The following is a 1,365-nucleotide window of genomic DNA, read 5'->3' as shown; positions in this document are numbered from 1 at the left end:
GAAGGCAACATCGTCGACATGATCCCGAACGACCAGCTCGAAGCGAATATGGGCAAGCTGCACGAATATCTGGGCGTGTGAGCTGTCTTAAGAGCGAAGAATCAGAACAGGGTACAATGGGGAAGAAAATGAACAAGATGCTCAAATCCATCCTGGCCGGAACGGCGCTGGTCGCCCTGACGTCAGGTGCTGCGCTTGCCCAGGGCGCCGCATTCTCCGATGGCAAGATCAAGATCGGCGTCCTCAACGACCGCTCCGGCATCTATGCCGACGTCGCGGGCGAAGGCTCGGCAGTGGCCGCCCGGATGGCGGCGGAAGAGTTCGGCAACGCCATCGACGGCGTTCCGATCGAGATCGTGGTGGCCGACCACCAGAACAAGGCCGACATCGCCGCCAACCTGACGCGCCAATGGGTCGACCGGGACCAGGTCGACGTCGTGGCCGACGTACCGAACTCGGCGGCGGCGCTTGCCGTGCAGGAAGTCACGCGCGACAAGGGCCGCATCTTCCTGATGTCCGGCCCCGGCAGCACGCGCCTGACGGGCGACGCCTGCTCCCCCACCGGCTTCCACTGGACCTACGACAACCACGCCATGGCGGCGGGAACCGCCCGCGCGCTGACCGAGGAAGGCAAGAACAGCTGGTACTTCGTGACGGCGGACTACGCCTTCGGCCACTCGCTGGAGGAAGAGACCACCAAGGTCGTGAAGGAGCTGAACGGCCAGATCATGGGATCGGTCCGTCATCCGCTGGGCACATCGGACTTCTCGTCGTTCCTGCTCCAGGCGCAGGGCTCGGGCGCCCAGGTGATCGGGCTGGCCAATGCCGGTGGCGATACGACCAACGCGATCAAGCAGGCGGGCGAGTTCGGCATCACCGAAGCCGGCCAGACGCTGGCGGGGCTGCTGCTGTTCATTTCCGACATCCATGCGCTGGGCCTGGAAGCCGCCAAGGGGCTGGTCCTGACGACGGGCTTCTACTGGGACATGGACGACCAGACGCGGGCATGGTCGGCCAAGTACGAGCAGAAGATGGGTTCCAAGCCGACCATGGTCCACGCCGGCGTCTATTCCTCCGTCCGGCATTATCTTAAGGCGGTCCAGGCGCTGAAGTCGGACGAGGGCAAGACCGTGGCGGCCAAGATGAAGGAGCTGCCGGTCGAGGACATGTTCGCCAAGAACGCCAAGCTGCTGTCCAACGGACGGCTGGTCCACGACATGTACCTGGCCCGCGTCAAGACGCCTGACCAGAGCAAGAATCCCTGGGATTATTACGAGATCGTCCGTACCATCCCCGGCAATCAGGCCTACCTGACCGCAGAGGCCAGCGGCTGCAAGCTGGCGTCGAAGTAAAGGAAGCCCCGTC

Annotated in this window: 1 protein-coding gene; it reads left to right on the top strand. The window is 63.8% G+C overall.

Annotation, left to right across the window (positions count from 1 at the left end; genetic code table 11):
- Positions 1-137: 137 nt before the first annotated feature.
- Positions 138-1,352, top strand: coding sequence for an ABC transporter substrate-binding protein (locus N826_RS38970; RefSeq protein ID WP_044437993.1), 1,215 nt, complete (start codon positions 138-140; stop codon positions 1,350-1,352).
- Positions 1,353-1,365: the final 13 nt, after the last annotated feature.

The organism is Skermanella aerolata KACC 11604, assembly GCF_000936425.1.
Classification (GTDB): domain Bacteria; phylum Pseudomonadota; class Alphaproteobacteria; order Azospirillales; family Azospirillaceae; genus Skermanella; species Skermanella aerolata.
The sequence above is the reverse complement of the archived record's forward strand: the minus strand, read 5'-3'. Positions and strand labels throughout refer to the sequence as shown.